At 62.0% G+C, this 15917-nt stretch carries 12 protein-coding genes; 6 read left to right on the top strand and 6 right to left on the bottom strand.

What is annotated here, in order from left to right; genetic code table 11:
* The first annotated feature begins 49 nt into the window (after positions 1 to 49).
* From AC3ANU_RS13855 to AC3ANU_RS13835, 5 genes are all read left to right on the top strand, one after another.
* Complete coding sequence (locus AC3ANU_RS13855; protein WP_133247125.1) at positions 50 to 1264, top strand: ATP-binding protein; 1215 nt, start codon at positions 50 to 52, stop codon at positions 1262 to 1264.
* An 8-nt stretch (positions 1265 to 1272) separates the two neighbouring features.
* The gene (locus tag AC3ANU_RS13850) at positions 1273 to 3078 is read left to right on the top strand and encodes a type IV secretory system conjugative DNA transfer family protein (protein WP_488314721.1); all 1806 of its coding nucleotides are present in this window, start codon (positions 1273 to 1275) and stop codon (positions 3076 to 3078) included.
* Positions 3071 to 3583, top strand: coding sequence for a hypothetical protein (locus tag AC3ANU_RS13845; protein ID WP_141160684.1), 513 nt, complete (start codon positions 3071 to 3073; stop codon positions 3581 to 3583). The genes AC3ANU_RS13850 and AC3ANU_RS13845 overlap by 8 nt, the downstream gene beginning before the upstream one ends.
* Before the next feature lie 183 nt (positions 3584 to 3766).
* Positions 3767 to 4816 carry an ArdC-like ssDNA-binding domain-containing protein gene (locus AC3ANU_RS13840; protein WP_141160683.1) on the top strand — a complete coding sequence of 350 codons (1050 nt, stop codon included), beginning with the start codon at positions 3767 to 3769 and terminating at the stop codon, positions 4814 to 4816.
* Between the two features lie 56 nt (positions 4817 to 4872).
* A complete protein-coding gene (locus tag AC3ANU_RS13835; protein ID WP_141160682.1) occupies positions 4873 to 5364 on the top strand; it encodes a single-stranded DNA-binding protein in 492 nt (163 codons plus the stop codon).
* Between the two features lie 120 nt (positions 5365 to 5484).
* On the opposite strand, the gene AC3ANU_RS13830 is transcribed toward AC3ANU_RS13835, so the two are convergent.
* From AC3ANU_RS13830 to AC3ANU_RS13805, 6 genes are all read right to left on the bottom strand, one after another.
* Entirely contained in the window at positions 5485 to 5769 is a 285-nt protein-coding gene (locus AC3ANU_RS13830) for a hypothetical protein (protein WP_141160681.1), read from the bottom strand.
* A gap of 658 nt (positions 5770 to 6427) precedes the next feature.
* On the bottom strand, positions 6428 to 9976 hold the full coding sequence (gene mobF, locus AC3ANU_RS13825; RefSeq protein WP_488314720.1) for a MobF family relaxase: 3549 nt from the start codon (positions 9974 to 9976) through the stop codon (positions 6428 to 6430).
* A 607-nt stretch (positions 9977 to 10583) separates the two neighbouring features.
* The gene (locus tag AC3ANU_RS13820; RefSeq protein ID WP_134164282.1) at positions 10584 to 11588 is read right to left on the bottom strand and encodes a hypothetical protein; all 1005 of its coding nucleotides are present in this window, start codon (positions 11586 to 11588) and stop codon (positions 10584 to 10586) included.
* Entirely contained in the window at positions 11588 to 12070 is a 483-nt protein-coding gene (locus AC3ANU_RS13815; protein WP_134164281.1) for a hypothetical protein, read from the bottom strand. The genes AC3ANU_RS13820 and AC3ANU_RS13815 overlap by 1 nt, the downstream gene beginning before the upstream one ends.
* Positions 12057 to 12950, bottom strand: a complete 894-nt coding sequence (locus AC3ANU_RS13810; protein ID WP_488314719.1) for an oxygenase MpaB family protein — start codon at positions 12948 to 12950, stop codon at positions 12057 to 12059. Before AC3ANU_RS13810 ends, AC3ANU_RS13815 begins: the two co-directional genes overlap by 14 nt.
* Positions 12951 to 13078: 128 nt before the next feature.
* Positions 13079 to 13591, bottom strand: coding sequence for an SRPBCC family protein (locus AC3ANU_RS13805; protein WP_166673061.1), 513 nt, complete (start codon positions 13589 to 13591; stop codon positions 13079 to 13081).
* Positions 13592 to 14423: 832 nt separating this feature from the next.
* On the opposite strand from AC3ANU_RS13805, the gene AC3ANU_RS13800 reads away from it, so the two are divergent.
* The gene (locus AC3ANU_RS13800) at positions 14424 to 15818 is read left to right on the top strand and encodes a sugar porter family MFS transporter (protein ID WP_134164279.1); all 1395 of its coding nucleotides are present in this window, start codon (positions 14424 to 14426) and stop codon (positions 15816 to 15818) included.
* Positions 15819 to 15917 lie beyond the last annotated feature (99 nt).

Raw genomic sequence — 15917 nt, 5'->3', positions numbered from 1 at the left:
GCTCCGGGGCCCACACCGGTTGCGTCCGGCACCGCACCGCGCCTCGACCATGACATTCGCGGCCGCCTACCCGTTCCTCACAGAGTCCGGGCTGGGGCATGAAGGCACCTACATCGGAACCGATGTCTTCGGGTCAGGAGCCTTCTCCTACGATCCCTGGATCCTTTACGACAAAGGGATCATCAGCGGCCCATCCATCGTCGTTATCGGAACCGTCGGCACAGGCAAGTCGATGTGCGGCAAGTCGCTCGTCGCGCGGTCCATCACATTGGGCAGGAAAGCCGCCGTCGCCTCCGATCCCAAGGGTGAGTGGGTTGCCGTCGCCAAAGCTGTAGGCGGAAAGGTCATTTCCGTCGGACCAGGCCGTCCCGCACGAGTAAATCCACTGGATGCCGGGCCACGGTCAAGCGCCCTCACTGAAGCACAGTGGCAGGCTGTTGTTCGCCAGCGGCGCCGGTATCTCCTGGTGGCACTTGTCTCCCTCATGCGTCAAGGAATGCCGCTCCGACCCGTCGAGCACACGGCCTTGGATATCGCCCTCATGGAAACAATGGCGGAAAACTCCAACCCCACGCTGCCCATGGTGCTTGACCATTTGCTGCGACCGTCGAAGGAGATGGTAGCTCTCGTCGGGGTCGAGGGCGGAACCGCCGTCAGCCATTCCCTTAGACGCACGGTGTCCGGTGATCTCGAGGGCATGTTTGATGCTCCGTCCACCGTAGCCTTCGACGCGGACGCCCCAATGATGGTGATGGACACTTCGGCGCTCATTGGGGCTTCGGAGCAAGCCCTGTCATTAGCGGCCGCTTGCGGCGCTACCTGGCTGGAGGCGGCGATCACCAATCCCGACGGCGGCAAGCGCCTTGTCGTCTACGACGAAGGTTGGCGGATGCTCGCTGATCCTTACATGCTGGCGAAGATGAGCGAACAGTGGCGTTTGGCCAGAACTTACGGCATCGCCAACCTGCTGATCATGCATAAAGTCGCTGACCTCAACGAGATTGGTGACAGCACCAGCGGACATCGGCAGAAAGCCCTGGGTCTCCTCACCGAAGCGGACACCAGGATCATCTACCGCCAGAAGCACGACGCAATGCGGCTTACCAAGGAAGCGCTGGGCCTTACCGAAGCCGAGTGCGAGCACGTTGAGAATCTTCCGAAGGGCGTCGGTCTCTGGAAGGTCGGCAACCGCTCCTTCATCGTTGCCAACCGGGTGACAACGGACGAGTTGGACGTTTTCGGGACTGACGGCAGGATGCTGTGAGACAGCTAGTGAGTTCCCGGGCTGCCAGCGACAATCCGCTCGTCACCGCTGCTCTCGTTGGAGCGGCGGCTTACGTATGTCTCTGCGCGTTGGTGCAGGCCGCGGCGCAGCTCGCGACCTCTTGGCACTGCGGCGCCTTGCCGCCGTCGCCCTTCAACCCGGGTGCCGTCGTCGGACTTTTGGCCAACAGGATGGACTGGATAGTCATCCGCAGTGGGGACTGCGCAGTCGGCACGGACAGCGTTTGGTGGATCTTGGCTCCGGCCCTGCTGCTGGTCGGAGCGCTCGCCGTGGCTGCGCTGGTTGCGTGGAGGCGGTGGAAGCAATCGGGGGCATGGCTCCGGCAGGACATCCTGAACCGGGACGGCGTTGCCCGTCGCGCCGAAATCGTCCACGACTTTGGGGCGAGGGCGGTGCAGAAGCGGGGGAAGTTCACGCGCCCGGGACTGGTGAAGCCTTCGGTGCAGGATCTGTCCTGGACCCTGGGTCGATCCCGCGGCGTCACGGTCCACGTTTCCACTGAAGAATCGATGGTGATCCAGGGTGCTCCCCGGTCCGGCAAGGGCCTCTACGTGGTCATCAATGCGATCCTCGACGCGCCCGGTGCCGTCGTAACGACGTCTACGCGGGCTGACAACCTTGTAGTGACCATGAAGGCAAGGGCTTCTGACGGGCGCCCGGTGACGGTGTTCGATCCCCAAGGCATGTCAGGCTTGCCGTCGTCCCTCCGCTGGTCACCGGTGCGGGGATGTGAGGACCCGGACGTTGCCACCCGGCGAGCGCTGGTCATTACCGCGGACACGGAAATGAAGGGCGAAAACGCTGCGTGGCAGAAGCGCTCGCTGATCGTCCTCCAATGCCTGCTCCATGCTGCTGCCCTGTCCGGCGAGGGAGTGGCTGCATTCCGACGCTGGTCCTCCAGCCCTGTGCTTGCCCGGGAAGCGCTGGAAGTCCTGGGCACGCCTGGCGCGGCGCTTGGTTGGCAGTCAGACCTGATGGGAATCCTGGAAGACGACCCGCGGAATACCTCGAACTCTTGGATCGGTGTCTCGGCAGCGGTTGCCCCGCTGTCTTCACCGAAGGTTTTGGCTGCACTGAACCCGCAGGATGAGTCCGAGGAGTTTGATCCGAAGGCGTTCATTCGGGAACGGGGCACGCTCTATTTGATCGGCACGCGCGCAGGCGCGGCTGCTGCCGGTCCATACCTGTCCGCCCTGATCGACGACATTGACAGCGCGGCTCGCGAAATGGCGTTCGTTTCGCCAGGCGGCAGGCTTGAGCCGCCGCTGTCCCTCATACTCGATGAGATCGCCAACCTGGCTCCCTGGCCGGGCCTACCCGTGGCGCTGGCTGATGGCGGCGGCATCGGCATCTCCACCCTCGTCGTCCTCCAATCCCTTTCTCAGGCCCGTTCGGGCTGGTCCATCGATGAAGCGTCAACAATATGGGACTCCGCCATCATTAAGGTGATTTTCGGAGGCGGATCTGACGAACACGACCTCCGATCGCTCGCCGGTCTGCTCGGCGAGCGCAGCTTGACGCTCACCACGCGTTCCTGGTCGTCACAGGGCCGGCAGGACGGCGAACAGCTTCGCGACCGTCCGGTGATCGCCTTGGACGAGATTCGACGCCTCCCAGCTGGCACCGCACTCATGCTGGGTCGGCGCACGCGGCCTATTTTGTTGGATCTCCTGGAATGGCACAAGCGCAAGGACGCCGGGGAACTGCGCCGCCTGAAGGCTGAGATGGAGCGCCTGTTGGCCGACGGGCACAAGCAGCGTCAACAGAAGACCGAAGGGGCTCCTGATGCATAGCCGTGACAACGTCGACGAGTTTGATGTTCCCTCCTCGGGTTCCTTTGGGGACGACGAGATTACTGCACAACTTTTCAGGTCGGCATTTGCCGGACAGGCTGGGCCCAAGTCCGTGACCCGCCGCTGGCGGGAGATGACGACCGAGCAATCACAGGAGGCATGGCGATCGCTATTTGCGTGGGTGCGATGGCTCGTGGCCACCTACCAACTGACGACGTCGGTCGTCCCGGACTGCTGGTGGCGTCACCCTGAGATCGTGGCTGAGTTGTACGCGCTTCACCGCGCGGAGTTGGCCTCCTACACAACGGACGATCCTGGCTTCGGGCCGCTCGCCTTCCATGAAAGGCTCCCACACGCAGTCGAACGTCTTAGGACGCACACCAGGGCGGCCGGATGCGTAGGACTGCAGGCACACAAGGATCCCGCACCGCGCATGCTTGCGAACGACGATCCGGCCTTCCTCGACTGGTGCAAGGCGGCCCATCAATTGGTTCCCGAATTCTGAGTCATGTCGCTCCAATGACCTGGTCGCCATGAACTGGTGTCTGCGCAGCTGAGCTGCGGTCCAAGAAACAGAAGGGTGGCTGTCGTGGCCGCTGCACCCGAAGTTCCGTCAAGCCCCTCCGCTGGCCCGAACTCCCCGTTGGAGCCTCAGCGACTGGCGCCCGAGGAACGTGTTGCTGCCTTAATGGACGGACTGCACTCGATTCTTGAAAAGGCTGTCGAGTCGCCATCACATTGGCAGGTTCTCCTTGACGCTTCCGCCAGCCTGTGGCGCTATTCCGGCGGGAACGTTGCCCTGCTGATGATGCAGATGGCACAGCGCGGTACCGACGAGCCCACGCTCGTGGCGGGCTTCAAGGAATGGGAGCGGCACGGGCGGAATGTTCTTCGTGGTGAGCATGCCTTGTGGGTGATTGCGCCAAGGACGGCCCGCGTTCAACAGGTGCTCTTGCCGGACGGCACCCGTCACCGCATCCCTGTTGGCGACAAGGCTCCCAACGGCGCCGTTGACGAGGGGAAGAAGACGCTCATCACTGGCTGGCGGGGCCAGGCTGTCTTCGACGTCTCCCAGACCGAGGGTACCCCGCTGCTGGTTCCTCGATCAGCTGGGCTCACGTCAGTCGAGGTGCCGCGGCTGTGGGAGTCGCTGGCTGGAGTTGCCCGCGCTCACGGCTTCTCAGTGCAAGTCACGGACTCGCAGTTCGGGCTCACAAGCGGCTTCACGGACTTTGCCCAGCACCGGGTGCAGGTGGGTGGCTGGCTGAACCCGGAGGAACGGGCAGCGGTGCTTGCGCACGAGCTCGGGCACGTTCTGCTGCACGGCCCGAACGACAACGTGGGCAAGTTGTATGGAAGCAGCGTGGACCACCGCGGGCTGGCAGAAGTCGAGGCGGAGTCAGTGGCCTACACGGTGCTTAAGGCGCATGGAATTGATAGAGGGCCTCAATCAGCAAGCTATCTGTCCGGCTGGGCTGATGCAGTTATCGAAGCGGAGCATTCAGCCGCCGGAGTTACGTCCCGAAAGGAGCCGGCCTCGCGCGTGGATATTGCCAAATCAGTGCTTGGCCGGGTGACGGCCGCAAGCAAGGAAATTCTTGAAGTGACCGATCCGCCAGGACTAGGCGGGAAGGTTCCGGCTGCAGAAGCCTCCCTGCAAGTTGAAGGCCAGGAAACCTATGCGGGCGTGAAACCGGCACAGGAACCGTCGCGTGGCCTGGAGATTTCTGGCCCGTAGGCCGGCTTTGAAGCGTGGGATGGGAAAGTCCCGTCCGCGAAGGAAGGACGCACGATATGAGCACCAGAATACCGATCAACATCGCCGGCAACCTCGTGGCAGATCCGGATCTGACCTACGGCGAGTCGGGGGTGGCCCACACCAAGCTCCGCGTTGCGGTGAACCAGCGCGTCCAGGGGCCAGATGGATCCTGGCATGACGGTGAGCCTGTTTTTCACAACGTCTCCGCGTTCCGGGCGCTCGCCGAGAATGCCTCCAATTCGCTGAAGAAGGGCGACCCCGTCACCGTTTCGGGTGAGCTGGAATTCCGTTCCTTTGAAAAGGATGGGGAGCGGCGCGAGGCTCGTCGGATCGTAGCCGAGACCATTGGCCCGGACCTTCGCTTTGGTACCGCTGTATACCAACGTTCTGCGCGTGCCGCTGGGCCTGGCGCTTCAACCGAGGCGGGCCTGCAAGCGGCGCCGGAGCCGACGTACAACATCGCAACCAAGGGTTCGGTGTCGGTATCCCCTTTCGGCGAGCCGGCGCGGAATGAGGTTAGTCTCTGACCCTGCGCCGTTGGGAGGGCCTACTGAGCTTGCCCCCTAGCGAGACATGGCAATGGCCTGGTCCTTCCGCCGAGGACCAGGCCATTGTCATGCTGTCTCGCTGATGGACCGCGGTGCCTGCTATAGCCGCGAACTGCCCTTCCATTCGTCCGGTTCCACCCGCTTGATGCTCGAAGAGTGGGCCCACCCCATGTGGTACTTGCCGGAGGCATCCAGCCATTCGATGAGACCGTACTTGTGGGTCCAGCCAACGGCCTTGCCATAGATTCCGCCTACATACACTAACGGCCGGGCATACTTCGGGAAGTCCCGAATAGGCGCCGGATCATCTATCGGACGGGTGGACTCAGCGTCCATCCGGGCCATCATGCGCTCGAGGTCTTCTGGCGAGCCGGACTTGATCACGCAAACAACTATAGAACATATGTTCGAATAAGGGTTTCGGGACCAAACCAGCGGCAGGAGCTTCAGGTATTCCGTGCCCTCACAACGGATGGCGTTACAGGAGCCGCCCCGCGCCCTTCGGCAGGAGCCCAGGCCAAACAATCGACCGCCTGAATGAAGTACGTGTCCGGCCATGGCGCGCCAGGCATAACCTGGGATGGGTCCGGGGAGATGAGCAGAACCGATCCGGGCCAGATCGGTTCCGGAAGCGACTCCAGCCAGGCCCGCTGAGTGTGGTTGAAGCGATTCCACCGGATTGTGACCCAGGAGCCTGTGGGTTGTACTGCATCAACGCTGACCAGCGTTACCTCCGCTGTTGTGCCGCCGAGCGCTTTGGCGTTGCTGAAGGATCTCCACTGTTCCGTCGCCTGTTCCAGCCAGGCGCGCCGTTGTGTAGTCCGTCGCCACCATTGCCATCCAGTAAGTAGTGCAGCAGCGAACAGCGTGGCGCCGCCTACTAACTTTGCGGAGAAGGGAACGCCGGCGGAGGGAAGGAGAACCAGAGAGAGGGCAGCCGCGGATAGAACAACCGCGCTGGCCAGTACCAACCCGGCTGTCGCAACTCTCGGTTTCACCGCTGGGTTCACGACCAATGTTTTGCCTCTACATCAGCTTAGATCTACCAGCCCGAACTCGTAAGGACGACCTGCCCCGATCGACGCATATCAAATGTGCTGATCTCGGGCTGAGGGGCGGGCTGACAGCTGCCGGCGCTCTCAATTGCTTCCTGAAGTCTTTCCCGCTGGCCCAGCTGTTCCCATTCGTAGTTCGCCGGGGGAGCTCCCAATGGCAGGTGAGAATCGTAGATTCCCCATCTGTCCCTGAACAGGGCAACATCGCGAATCAGCCCGCCCAAGAATTCTGTCGCACCCACGGCGGCAGTCAGCTCGTCCTTCCACGGAGCACCCTGCGTCAGGGCAGCCCAGGTGACGGATTCCATCCTTTGCCGGATGCGTTCGCGGACCTGGACGATCATGTCTGCCAACCCGGGTCCAAGTACCGGGAACGATTCGCGCAAAGGGTCTGTCGCCGTCGTCGGTGTTCCTTTTGTGTAGCGACGAAGCCACGCGCTAAGGAGGGCCATCGGGTCGTGCACTGAATGGCTGCCCTGCACGGTCCGCTCCATGACGCGCTCTGCGCCGTGACGGCCGACCGCTGTAGCTTTTCGCCAGGCGGCAACTGCAGCGCCCCACGACGGTGACGCGCTTAGTTCTTGCACTGCGAGCGGGGCACGCTTTCCCAGACAACGTCTGAGGTCCTCACCGGCGGCAATCTGCGCGAGGTATTCGTACTCGGCATACAGCCGTTCAAGGTTGTCCGCCTTCCTGCTCTCTGCTTCGCGGACCTCGTGGGCAGTCCGCTCGGCACCCTCTGCGGCCAATATCTCACCGAGAATGCTGCGCCACGACAGCTGCAGCGAGGGGTCGACGGCTTGGTGTTCTGAGTCGTCGCCCTCGCTGACATATGCTGCGTTCCCGGACCGGCCGCGCGTCATGCTCACGTAGAGCAGCTCGCGGGTCAACCGTCCTGGGGTGACCACTGTGTGCCCGGTATCGACCGTAAGCCCTTGGGATCGGTGAGCGGTAGTCGCGTAGCCGAGCTCAACGGACGTCTCAAGATAGGCCCGGGGGAGTACGACGCTCGCCCCAGTCTCCCGCCGTACTGCGAGAACTGACCCGTCGTGCCTGTTGACCGCTCTGACGTCGAACAGCGTCCCGTTTCGGACAAATTCGCCTTCGCTGTCGATGTGCCGGCGATTGTTGCCGCGGGCGATGATGGTGTCACCGGAACCGGCCTGCAAGCCGTCGGCGAGTTGAGCTGCCAGCTCTGCATCCACAACGCCCTGGGCCACCAGGTCTGCTCGGGCCCGCTCGTTGAGCATGCTGACCGTCTCGTTGTCTGCGGCAATCAGGATGGACGACTTACCAGCGCGCCTGTCGGCCCGCCACGCAAGATACGCCTCGTCCAGCATGCTTAGGTAAGAGCCGTGGCGGATCCGCCGATGCTGCTCGTAGTCCTCGATCGCCGAGTAGTCTCCTGCCCGCAGCTTGAGGGACGAGGCGCGCTCCCACTCGTCGTGGAATCGCCAAATAGTGCTGAGGCGGGTGGTGAGTCCCTGGCGGTCCAGCCAGCCGAGGACGCCGCCGGCGTCGATTGCGTCCAACTGGCCTGGGTCTCCTACCAGGAGAATTTTCGCGCCGGCTTCCATTGCTTGTTGCACAAGTGCAGCAAGCTGAAAGGTGGACACCATAGACGCTTCGTCAACGATGACGAGCTGAGTCGGGTGGAAGCACCAGCGCTGTTGGGTTGCGGCTAGTCGGGCAGCTTCCTGGGCGAATACGGTGCTCCGGCGGTCGCTGTACTTGGACGAACTCAGGAGTTCCTCAATGTGGAAGAAGCGGTCAGCCCGTGTGGCCGCCCCGTGTCCCAGCGACTCGTGCAGCCATTTGGTAACGTTCTCGGTGACCATGCGAAGTTCCGTGCCCAGCACCTCCGCGCTCGCGGCAGCCGGGGCCAGCCCGACGACACTGCCCGCTCCGTGCTCTGCCTCCCAAACTGCCTTCACCGCACTCAACGTGGTGGTTTTTCCCGTTCCCGCCGGGCCGACGATGGCGTCCAGCCGGTTTCTGCTAAGGACGACGTCCGCAACTGCCGCGCGCTGATCGGCATGTAGCCTCGGCACTTGCACACGGCGGCCGCTGTCCAGCGAGTCCATGACGACTGATGGGCGGACAGCCGGTCCGCCGTGGTCCTTCCTTGCTGTCATGATGGCGTCCTCGCAAGCGAGTGTTGAAGCGTCGGTGTAGAGGCGTGACCCATGGAAGTCGAAAACGCTCCGCTGGTTGAGCTGCAGGTCCGGGCCAGCGTTCGGTGGAAGGGAGTAGCGGTACTCGTTCAGGGGAACTGATTGTTGTTCGGCAGCGGTGGCGACTGCATCTATCAAAGCGGCCCGGTCTGATGAGGTGCTGCAGCGGATTTGGGCGCAGACTCTCTCCGCTTCTGCAAGTAGGTTCCAGCGGTTCCAGGTGGAGCGTTTTCCGGCAACCCGTTCCCTGGCGATGGTCGCGACAGCGGAGGTCCAGTCGGGAGTGAAGTCCAGGAAGGTAAAAGGGGCGACGCGGGAGCGGTTGATGGTGTGGGCGAGGACGTCAGATGGCTGAAAACCTTTGGCAATTGCTCGAGCCTGCCATTGCTCAGAGAGCTGGTGCAGTGGTGTGGGACTCTCGGGCTTCGGGGCGCGAGTGGAAAGGGTTGCCTGCTGGCGGAGTTTGATGGTAGTCGTAGCCGAGGGAGTCTGGCAGTGATCCTTGGTCCACGCTGCCACAAGACGATCAGTTTCCAAGTCGATGAGGCGGGAGCGATTGGAGAATTCGCGGATGAGTTCTTCATCGATCCCGGTGAGCTGTTGGCTGGGGTTGTGCGTTGTGGTGAGGGGAGCGCGGATCTCGGGGTCGCACCCAAGGTCCCGTTGGAGGGCGTCGAACAGCAGGCCGTTGTAGTGTTCGCTCGCCGCAACGGCTGCTTTGTACAGAGCTCGCGAGTCGAGGGTAACCCAGGCTCCGTCGGTGACCCGTTGTGTGCGGTTGGCGATAACAAGGTGGGTGTGGAGCTGCGGATCCCCGGTTCGTGACTCCCAATGGTCGAACGCGGCGGCAACAGCTCCTTGGGTCCCGATATGGGCGACTCCGTTACGGCCGGCCCTTGTGTGGATGACGTTCTTTTCCAGCCACGCAAGGGTCGCCTCTACCGCTTCGTGGTGGGTTCGCAGGATCTGCTGCTGCTTGCTGTGCGGGCTCAGCGCCCAGAGTACGGACACCGACTTTGGCACGCTGAACGTCAGGTCGAAGCCAACGACCGCACGCCGTTGAGCTGATTGGCCGGCCTTGTTCTCGACAGCGGCAGATTGGGCGTGCGGCCTGCCCAGGGGAGTGCCGGTCTGCGGATGCACCGCCATGTCAAATACCGCTCTTGCGTCGGTTTCCGTAACGGCGTCACCCAGCGTCTTACCGATGCCGTTTAGTCCGCCGCCAATCCAACGCCCCTGGGGTGTGCCCGCCTTCATGTAGTACGTGGTGGGGTCCGGGGGAGAACCGGAAAAGTCATCCATCATCGTCGTCTTGAACAGGTAGCGCAGACCCGACTGGGCAGACAGACGTGCGATAGACATGGTCACAGTCGGGGTGCCCCTGCTTGCTGTTTGCTTGGATCCCAACCCCGCCGGCGGAGGATGTCCAAGGTTCGGACGTCAAGGGCCACTCCCTTGGCACGGGAGATTGAGACAAGCAAGGCCGCGGTGTGCGCCAGGTCCTGCACATTAGTCCGTTGAGCTCGTTTAAGGCGTGCGACCTCCGACTGGAGGAGGTTGATGCTCAGCCGCTGTTCCGAACTCTCGGCTTCGAGCCGGTCGATCTCTGCGGCTTGAGAGCGGAGCTTGGACTGAACCACTTGGCGTTGGCGCTCGCAGGATATCCTCTCGGACTCCAGACGACGCTTCGTAGCCTGCAACTGCGCTTTGAGGAGCGGCGAGCTCAAAGTTGTTGCCGGCACTGTAGAAGGTCGAATTGTGGCTCGGTGGCGACGACTCCGGTGCCTGTTCGCGCAACGTTGGGAGCAGAACCGGTGGCTCCTCCGCGTCGCTTCGAAAGTGGTACGGCACTCTTCGCAATTCTTCTGGTTCACGTTGATTCATCAGCGAGGCTCAGCGGGGCAACATGACTGGCCGTGACAGCATCTAACGCTGGCGCCTTGGATGCCAGAGGTGTGAGGGCTGGATTCTAACGAGGAAGGTGGGGCGTGGAGCGGCTCTCGAGTAAGAGCTCGGCGCGTTCGACTACCGACAAGTGGTGTACGTTGAGGCGCTCGCGGGCTAGGGGACTCGCCAATTCACAGTCTAGGATTTCGACTAGATGCCGGTGAAGCTGGGCTTCCGCGTGGCGGGAGAAGAACACGAGCAAACCGGGGCGGTGGTCCTGCAGGACCAGCTCACGCTGGCAACTTGTCACGTCATTCCAAATTGGCTTGATCTGCATGAGAAGTAGCCTTGCCCGCAGCGCGAAGATGCCCTGCCGGAGGCGTCCCGCCATGCGGGGGAGAAGTAGTCCAAGACTGACCAGGAGCACAGCAGCCGTCTCTCCGATCCAGTAGAAGCCTGTCAGTGCGGCAGCTGTTTGACTGTCGGCGCCTTCAGCTGCAAACACAGCGCCGTAGATCAGCCGGTCCAGCAGGACAAGTGCGAAGAGGACGCATCCCCCTGCGATGAGGGAAAAAGCCGACCGGAAGGCCGGTGCGTGCATGTGCGGGACGTTGCTGCGGCAGACCCGGGCTATGTCGAGGCAGACCCACATGATGAAAGCGGAGCCTGTCCAGAGGAAGACTGCCATCCCGGGCTGGTCGGCGTAGGTCAGCGGCAAGTTGGGATCGGTGCCATCCACGCGGCTGGCGAGAAACCCGGCCGTCACAGTGGTGCACACGGCGGCAGCAGCGAATCTGCCCAAGACGAGCTGCCGCCGTCGTACTTCTGTATCTGTAACCGCTGCCAGCAGAATCGCCGTGCGAAACTGCCAGAACCCCAGGAGCAAGGACAAGAGGGTAACCAGCCCGACGCGGTTGTGTCCGCCAAGTAATGGATCGACGGTGTAGTAGACCGCTGGGACATAAAGGGTACAGGCGATCGCAGCGAGGATAGTGGCGCGGAAGACGCTTCCACGGTGAGCATCGAGCGCTGTTGGAAGCCTGAGAACGGTCAGGACCCAGAGTGCGGCGGCAGGGACCGCTTCCATCAGCCGAATACTTGTCGAAATGCCAAGGGCTCGGGCATGGCATCGACGTCGCTGTTGATGATCCGAGTAGCGAGTTGGTCGGCCAAGACTTCAGCCATGAGTTCTGCGCCGTCTGTGTAGCTGCTGCGTCCGAGCACGCGGAGTACGTCCTGGCTCAGGTCAGGCAGGAAGGTCGCGGCAAGGTCTGCGCTACTTTGTTCGAGGTCATGACAGAGAATCATGTGGCTGAACTCGTGAAGGACGATCTGCTGCCGGTGCCAGGCCGACTTCACGGGGGCATGCAACACGATGTCCCGGTCAGCGCAGATGAGCCAGACCCCGCAGAGTTCCGATCCGGATAGGCCGGGTAGTTCGTCGACAATGATGGGGCGGCTTCTTTGCCGTTCCAGTTTGTCCTGAATGAGCTGGAGCGTTGGCGCCTTGGGCAACCCAAAGCCTTGCTCGGCCTTGCGGGCTACTTTTCGAGCTTCACGATAGTTCATTGCTTTGGAAGGTTGACGGGTCAGGGACCTTGACGGGGCCGATTTGATCGAGCGAGTAGCCGCCCGGGTACAAAGACGAGCCGGCCTTTCCTGGCGTGAAATGAGGCTTTCGCTGCAACGGCAGCCGGCGGTGGAGGGCGTTGCGGACTGCCAGAATAATTCCCAAGGTGGCTCGGGAGCCTCGGCCGCTGCGGGGGAGCCCGAGGGCGCCAACGAGCCGGTCATCAGCGAGCATTACACTGATCATTCTTGCAGCGAAGGGTCGTAGAGGAAGCGGCAGACGGCTCTGAAAGACCTGAACTGTCGCGTCCATCAGCTTTTGGCCTTCAATCGATGCAGAGACATGGGTTGCCTCGTATTGGTCGAAGAAACGCTCCGCTTCGGCATAGGTCTCCGGCATACCCTGTACGTTCATCCGGGATCCCAACTCTGCGACAAAACGGGCTGCAGCGGTTAGCTCTGCTCCTGTGGGCGGGCGCCACCCATGCTGCTGGGCCCAGCGAACCGGGACGACCAGCAGGGTCAGAAGGACGTAGAGGTAATCGTCCGCGCTGCCGGGGACGTTGCGGTGAGCGCGATTGAGCAGGGCGACCATGTGCTCTCCCCGGTCGCTATCGAGGCCGCTTGCGATGAGCTCGTAAATGACGACTGCAGTGTCGTAAGAGCGCTTCATGGGACGCTCCAGGATTTCGCCGTTCCGGTAGAGAGTGGCCGCTATGCGCGGGATAGCAAAATTCCGGTAGTACGAGAGGAAGAAGCCAAGTTCAATGTCTGCCGCCAGATCGTAGAGGACCATGGTGCGGAAGGTGGTTTCCCAGTCGTTCGAGGAAGGGCTCTCCTGGCGCCGGAGGCTGTCAGCGAGGGTGGGATGAATCTTCATCGTGGCCCCCGTTCATAGTGCTTGCTACTGCACGCTCGAACTGTGGGCTGCGAAGGCTCCCCAGCTCGGCTAACTTGCTTACATCCTAGAACTGTTGTCCTCAGCTGGCTAGGTGAATGTAGACGGGTCTACGCAGGTTTCTTGGCGCGGTTGTTGGCCAGTTCTCGCTGCAAGCCCTTTTCCCCCTGCCGCATCATCAGGGCATGTGCTGCTACGAAGGCCGGAGCGGCAACCGGTGTTAGTACGTTCATCCAGCGCTGCGTAGGCCGCACGCGCCACTCTATGTCCATACGAGTTGTCTGGCCTTGTTCCTGGGGGACGAGGCTTACCCGCCCGGTCCCCTGCAAGTGCCCGCCGGCGTCGAACTCTATCTCACGTGGCATGGCGACCTTCGTGGGATGAATGGTAATGGTGAGCGTGTAACCCAGGAACGCCTTGAAGTTTAGGTGGGCCGTGGTGGTCATCAGGATATCCTCCTGCGCGTTGCTCGCGGCTTCGGTTCGCTCCAAGGGCGTAGCGAAGGTGCAGTGCGGCCACCACTGGGGCCAACTCATGTCGGTGTCTGCGATGACGGCCCATACCTCGTTGGGCGAGGCCGGGAGCTGCCAGGTGGAGTTGAGGTCGAAGAGGCGAGACTTCATATTAATATCTTGGCACCAACTCCAGCACGCCCTGCTCCAGCGGCCTCGCGAGGCAACCAAGGAAGGCATTTTCGACATCTCCAGCCTCGTTGAGCATAACTCTGCGCTTCGGGCTGCCGTCGTCGGCACCTCCGAGCTGGTTGTCAGGTCGGACTCTAAGACTCAACAGTGGGCATGTTCAGGAACTGCTTTTCGTACCCTATTCTGACGCGCTTTTCCGCAGCTGCGTGACGTCAGGTTGGGGTGTTCCCCATCTCGACCTTGCATTTGTAGGGGTTGGGCCGCACTGCTTGGCAGACCACCGTAAATACTCCCTAAGCCCGGTTCACGTCCGTCACCATAACGTGCCGGCTCTCGGCTACTTTGCGACACTCTGGGGCGCTGCCCGATGGGCCAGCACGGTATCCCTGCCATGGGGAGGAGCTTCTCGATCGGCTCTCTCCTCTTGTGCTGCTGCAAGTCGTCAGACTCCGGCTCGACTCCTTCCGCAGCCACGGCTGGCGGACCGAGATCTCACCCTACGACCTCCGAGTAACTAGGCGCCCCTGCCAAGGAACATGGCGGCGGGAGGTCGCCCTCCTTGAGAGGCGCCGGCTTATGCCTGAAAGCAATCGCGAACGCTCCCATTGCGCGAGCCCGCTAGCGTGGCGCGGACACTGGCTGCAATCCCCAAGCCTTGGTGCGGGTTCTCCTCGTCGCTAAGACTTGTGACGGGCGCAACGCTAAGCTAGCGTATTCGATGACACAATCCCAGTGAGCGTACGCATATCCCGCTTACCGGGATGCTCCTCCTTTGTCCCTCGGCCACCGCTCGGCCCCGGAAGGTTTTTCAATGTCATCTATTACCAAAGGGCCCTCCACCGTGGGACGGACCAGCCCGGTACCTAAGCCCGCCCTGATTTACTTCTTCGGGGCCCTGGGAGGCATCCTCTTTGGGTATGAAACCGGGATCATCGCCGGAGCTTTGTCCTACATCTATAAGACTCCGGGGTTCCCCCAAGATGCCCTCACCACCGGCTTGATCGTCGGTGGGATTTCCATTGGTGCAATAGTTGGAGCGGTTAGTGCAGGCCGGTTGTCGGACCGTATCGGCCGTCGCCGCGTACTCCTGGCTCTGGGAATTGTTTTCATTGTCGGCTCAGTGGTCTGCGCCGTCGTACCGAACAGCGGTGCTCTAATTGCCGGGCGAGTCTTCCTCGGACTCGGGGTGGGTGGATGCTCAGCGCTGGTGCCCGTATATCTGTCAGAGATGGCGCCTGCGAAGGCGCGCGGCCGCCTCGCAGGTCTCAACCAGCTGATGATCGTCACCGGTTTACTGCTTGGCTACTGTGTTAATTTCCTCCTTGCCCATACCGAAAACTGGCGGCTCATGCTCGCCAGCGGCGCGCTCCCGGCACTGCTGCTCGTTGCCGGCCTTCCCTTCCTGCCTGAGAGCCCGCGTTGGCTGATGACCAAGGGGCGTACAGAGGAGGCGGCGCGCCTGCTCTATGCCACCCGTTCCGCGGAGGAAGCGGCTTCCGACATTGAAGCGATCAGCCGCGTAGACGCCAGAAGCTCGCATAGAGAACTCCTGGCCAGATGGGTACGCCCGGCCGTCATCGTCGGTGTAGGCATTCCCGTCCTGTGCCAGGCCACTGGGCTGAACATGGTGACCTACTACGCACCCACGATTTTCGAAAGCCTGAATTTGCCGCACGAGAATGCGCTGGTATTCACGATTATTCTTGGAACGATCAAGGTGGTATCCGTGGCCATCGGGCTGCAGTTCATCGACCGGGTCGGCCGCAGGACCCTGTTGGTCGGTGGCAGCGCATGCATGGCCATCTGCATGGCCGCAATGGCCTTGGAGGCGGGTAAAGGCGATCAGGCTAACGCGATGTCAATGCTGATCGCTATGTCCGTCATGTTTGTCAGCTACTCCCTTACCTGGGGCCCGGTTAACTGGGTTGTCCTCGGAGAGATCTTCCCCCTCCGCGTCCGTGGCGCCGCCATGGGCATGGCCAGCATGGTCACATGGTTCGCGACGCTAGCAGTTACCTTCGGCTTCCCTCTGTTGCGGGAGTCGATCGGTCTCGCCGGGACGATGGTGCTTTTCGTGGCATGCAATATCGTCGGATTCTTGTTCTGCCTCAAGTTTGTCCCTGAAACGAAGGGCCGCAGCCTGGAGCAGATTGAACAGGACCTCCACGACCGCCATGACGCGAAAGTCGCTGCGACTACTCATTGATCACACGTCCGACCACCGCGACCGAATCATGACGAGACGAGCCCTAGAGGTTAAAAGCACTCTTCTTCTTCGCTTCACCCATCAGCAGTAACGGAGGAG

It is taken from the genome of Arthrobacter sp. SDR-2R, assembly GCF_057747955.1.
The sequence above is the reverse complement of the archived record's forward strand: the minus strand, read 5'-3'. Positions and strand labels throughout refer to the sequence as shown.

Excerpts from the sequence above, each read along its gene's own strand:
- mobF (WP_488314720.1), bottom strand. The coding sequence starts at position 9,976 with ATGTCTATCGCACGTCTGTCTGCCCAGTCGGGTCTGCGCTACCTGTTC.
- AC3ANU_RS13840 (WP_141160683.1), top strand. The coding sequence starts at position 3,767 with ATGGACGGACTGCACTCGATTCTTGAAAAGGCTGTCGAGTCGCCATCA.
- AC3ANU_RS13815 (WP_134164281.1), bottom strand. The coding sequence starts at position 12,070 with ATGAACTATCGTGAAGCTCGAAAAGTAGCCCGCAAGGCCGAGCAAGGC.
- AC3ANU_RS13845 (WP_141160684.1), top strand. The coding sequence starts at position 3,071 with ATGCATAGCCGTGACAACGTCGACGAGTTTGATGTTCCCTCCTCGGGT.
- AC3ANU_RS13855 (WP_133247125.1), top strand. The coding sequence starts at position 50 with ATGACATTCGCGGCCGCCTACCCGTTCCTCACAGAGTCCGGGCTGGGG.
- AC3ANU_RS13810 (WP_488314719.1), bottom strand. The coding sequence starts at position 12,950 with ATGAAGATTCATCCCACCCTCGCTGACAGCCTCCGGCGCCAGGAGAGC.
- AC3ANU_RS13805 (WP_166673061.1), bottom strand. The coding sequence starts at position 13,591 with ATGAAGTCTCGCCTCTTCGACCTCAACTCCACCTGGCAGCTCCCGGCC.
- AC3ANU_RS13800 (WP_134164279.1), top strand. The coding sequence starts at position 14,424 with ATGTCATCTATTACCAAAGGGCCCTCCACCGTGGGACGGACCAGCCCG.
- AC3ANU_RS13820 (WP_134164282.1), bottom strand. The coding sequence starts at position 11,588 with ATGGAAGCGGTCCCTGCCGCCGCACTCTGGGTCCTGACCGTTCTCAGG.
- AC3ANU_RS13835 (WP_141160682.1), top strand. The coding sequence starts at position 4,873 with ATGAGCACCAGAATACCGATCAACATCGCCGGCAACCTCGTGGCAGAT.